The following is a 4,029-nucleotide window of genomic DNA, read 5'->3' on the forward strand; positions in this document are numbered from 1 at the left end:
ATAAAATTATGCCTGCCTTTAAAAAAACTCTAATCGCTATTGCCTTTACATCCATAGCAACGCCTGCGTTCTCCCAAATTATAGTAAATGGTACAACTGTAAATGCCCCTGATGGGACAGTAGTAGATACTGGCTTGATTAACGATTTTTCTGGGCATGCAGCAACGGTATCAAATGGTGGTGTATTAATTGCTGACGGTGATATCACATTAACGACTGGGGGTAATGCCGCTGATACTTTATATGCTTCTGGGGCAGGCTCACGTGTCGATTTTTTACACGGAAGTACATTAACCACTACAGGGACTGGCTCACACGGCGTGTATGCGCAAACGGGTGCCAGTGTTAACTTGGATGACGCAAATATCTCAGTTTCAGGAGCAAATGCCTCTGGCCTGTCACTGGTCTCTAATAGCCAAATTTCATTGAATAACAGTACCATTTCAGCAACAGGTGCCGGTGGCAAGGGTATAGCTGCTAATAATAGTTCAGTAATTATCAATAACTCTAGATTGACAACAACAGGTGCTTATCTCGGCTCAAGTGCCAGTGCTTTACAAATAGCAAATGGTTCACGAGGGAGCATGACCGGCTCATACGCCAGTACCGGTGGAGCCTCTGCCGCTGCGGTCTTCGTTGAAACAACAAATAGTGCAAATACTCAATTTGATATCATCGATAGTACCCTGGAAACATTCGGGGCGGGTACTGCGCTAGTCTCTTCTGAACTGAATGGTAATGGATCATCTTTAGCAACTGTCAGTGGAAATACGCAAATTATCACTCATCAGGCAACCGCAGTAAGTGCGAGAGGGCCAGGTGGTAAAATTGTTATTAACCCAGGAGCATCGGTTAAAACCCTCGGCGCTAATAATACCGCTATCCAGGCAGTTTTAGGCGGTCAGGCTGATATTACGGGTAGCACTATCAGTACAGCCAGTAATGGTGCAGTAGCCATGATGGCCAGTTCCGCGAGTTCTATTATTAGTCAGGGCAATAACATCAGTACGGTGGGTAATAATGCGTATGCGGTTCAGGCTAATGACAGTGGGACCACTATTAATGTGACTAATACCAATATAGTTACTAGTGGTAATAACGCTGATGCAGTGAATAGTAACACCCAAGCAATTGTGACTATGAATCAACAGAATGCCAATATACATAGTCAAAACGGCAAAACATTTAATGCTCTGGGTGGCACCATCAATGCAGTCCTTGATAACAGTAGCGTTATTAACAATGGCATATTAATAAATGCAGATACCGATGCTAGCCTGGCGAACTTTGGTATCGTTAATGTTAATGCAAACGATATGGTTTTAAATGGTGATATCCAGTCAGGTTTAGGTAGCCAAGCTAATCTCAGCATTAACAATACACAATGGAATGGTCTTGCACGTAATGGCGGCCAGGTGAATATTGATAGTCGCGCCATGTGGAATATGATGGCAAGTTCTGACGTCGCTGAGCTGACTAACGCCGGGACAATTAATTTCTCCAATCCTATTGCAGGCGACGTATTAACTGTCCATGGTGACTATATTGGTAATAACGGTAACTTATTGTTTAATACTGAATTAAATGACGACAACTCCATAACGGATAAAATGATCGTCGAAGGTAACACTTCAGGGAACACCTTCGTCAGCGTGACTAACGCGGGTGGCACTGGCGCGACAACGTTAAACGGTATTGAATTGATTCAGGTTAATGGCTTATCTGACGGTGAGTTTATTCAAAAGGATCGTATCGTTGCCGGTGCTTATGATTATTCATTGATGCGCGGTTCTGATGCTAATGCCAATAACTGGTATCTGACTAATGCTGTTATTCCTACGCCACCTTCAGACCCAACAGTTCCAACAGACCCTACAGTTCCATCTGCTATGACTGAGCGTCCAGAAGCTGGCGGCTATACTGCCAACTTAGCCTCGGCTAATAATATGTTTGTCACTCGTTTGCATGATCGTTTGGGCGAAACTCAGTATATCGACGCACTGACTGGCGAACAGAAAGTAACCAGTATGTGGTTGCGTAACGAGGGTGGGCATAACCGTTTCCGTGATTCTCAAGATCAACTGAGCACACAGGCTAACCGTTATGTGCTGCAATTAGGCGGAGATATTGCTCAGTGGAGCAATAACGACATGGACCGTTTCCATCTGGGCGTTATGGCTGGGTATGGTAACAGCAAAAGCACCACCATCTCGCAAGTATCCGGTTACAACGCTAAAGGGTCAACTGACGGTTACAGCACCGGTGTCTACGGGACCTGGTATGCCAACGAGGCCGATAAGTCCGGCTTATATGTCGACAGTTGGGCGCAATACAGCTGGTTCAACAACACCGTTGACGGTCAAGATTTGAATACTGAAGAATATAAGTCTAAGGGGATAACTGCCTCGGTTGAGAGTGGTTATACCTTCAAAATCGGTGAAAATGCCGCTAAAAATGCCACCTACTTTATCCAGCCTAAAGCGCAGGTGACCTGGATGGGTGTGAAAGCTGACGACCATAAAGAAGCTAACGGCACGAATGTCTCTGGTGAAGGTGATGGCAATATCCAGACCCGTCTGGGTGTGAAAGCCTTTATGAATGGCTATAGCAGCCAGGATAAAGGTAAAGACCGAGTATTTCAGCCATTTGTAGAAGCAAACTGGATCCATAATACCAAAGACTTTGGTGTCACTATGGATAACGTGACAGTGAAGCAAGATGGGGCCGCCAATATCGGTGAATTAAAAGTGGGTATTGAAGGCCAAATCAATAAAAAAGTTAACCTGTGGGGTAATGTTGCCCAGCAAATCGGCAACAAAGGTTACAGTGATACCGCGGTAATGTTGGGCGTTAAATATAACTTCTAATACTAACTGTAGGATTAAAAATAAACCGACCGGGTCATTAAGCTCGGTTTTTTGCTGTTAAAAACGCAATGATACAAAAACCGTCGAGTATAGGCGCTCAGGGGGTTAACTTCCCCTTGTCACGTTCTTCGGCATACCTGAACAAATGGGCCAGTTCAGACAGGGGAATGCCGCTGCCTATGAACAAATTAGGCAATTATCAGAAATAGTTATTGAGAAAAACAGTAAGTTTCGGCCAGTAAACTAAACATTGAAATTTACCTCTCTAGCATAAATCATTTCTATGAAGGTTTAGGAATATTCTTTTTCAAGAGTTTGCGTTGTAATGTTCGTCGATGCATATTCAACGCTCTTGCCGAAGCAGAAATATTACCAAGATGATCATCCACAACTTTATTTATATACTCCCATTCCATTTGTTCTAGTGAGGGGTAGGTAAATGGGCTACCCTTATCATTTTTTAATGTTGGTATTTCATTACGAAGACTCAATAGAATGTTATCCACACTCACTGGTTTTTGCAGAAGATTATCAGCCCCCTTTTTTAACGCAATGATGGCTGAAGTGATACTAGAGTAATTTGTCAGAATTAAAATTCTAGATAATGGGTTAAGATGTCTTAATGCAGAAACCCATGCTAGCCCAGAGTCATCTTTCAACTGCAGATCTATCACAATATACATATGCTGAGTAGATTCGGCCATTCTGACGGCCTGCACTCCAGTGGTTGCTACATTAACAAAAAATCCTTTTCTAAGCAGAATTGTTGATAGCGTATTAGTAAATACATCATCATCATCCAGAATTAAGATCTTTTCCATCATAACAATCTCACCCTAATAGTGGCTGTTGTTCCGGTATAATCTGAGTATAGTTTTATTTTAGCACCAATTCTGACTGCATTAGAAAAGGCTAACATCAAGCCAATACCATATCCAGAGGTTGTGCTTTTTACCGGTTGTTTTCCCAGGAGGTTGATTAAATCATTTGGTATACCACATCCATTATCAGTTATGCTTATAATTGCATTACCATTCTCTATCTTACAACCACATTGAATGAAACCATTGTCACTGGGAATAGCCGAATTAGCATTCTCAAGTAAATTAACAATAATAGCATGAAGAATACCAGCATTTTTGATATATATGCAGGTGTTGGG

General features: G+C 42.5%; 3 protein-coding genes. 1 reads left to right on the top strand and 2 read right to left on the bottom strand.

The window, feature by feature from the left end:
- The first annotated feature begins 8 nt into the window (after positions 1–8).
- On the top strand, positions 9–2,867 hold the full coding sequence (locus tag V2A85_RS22440) for an autotransporter outer membrane beta-barrel domain-containing protein (RefSeq protein WP_420072412.1): 2,859 nt from the start codon (positions 9–11) through the stop codon (positions 2,865–2,867).
- Positions 2,868–3,148: 281 nt separating this feature from the next.
- On the opposite strand, the gene V2A85_RS22445 is transcribed toward V2A85_RS22440, so the two are convergent.
- Both V2A85_RS22445 and V2A85_RS22450 read right to left on the bottom strand, forming a co-directional pair.
- On the bottom strand, positions 3,149–3,691 hold the full coding sequence (locus tag V2A85_RS22445) for a response regulator transcription factor (protein WP_372558305.1): 543 nt from the start codon (positions 3,689–3,691) through the stop codon (positions 3,149–3,151).
- A partial coding sequence (locus V2A85_RS22450) for an ATP-binding protein (RefSeq protein ID WP_420072411.1) occupies positions 3,688–4,029 on the bottom strand: 342 nt, incomplete at its 5' end. The genes V2A85_RS22445 and V2A85_RS22450, both read right to left, overlap by 4 nt.

This window comes from Yersinia sp. 1252 StPb PI, assembly GCF_048593885.1.
GTDB lineage: Bacteria > Pseudomonadota > Gammaproteobacteria > Enterobacterales > Enterobacteriaceae > Yersinia > Yersinia enterocolitica_E.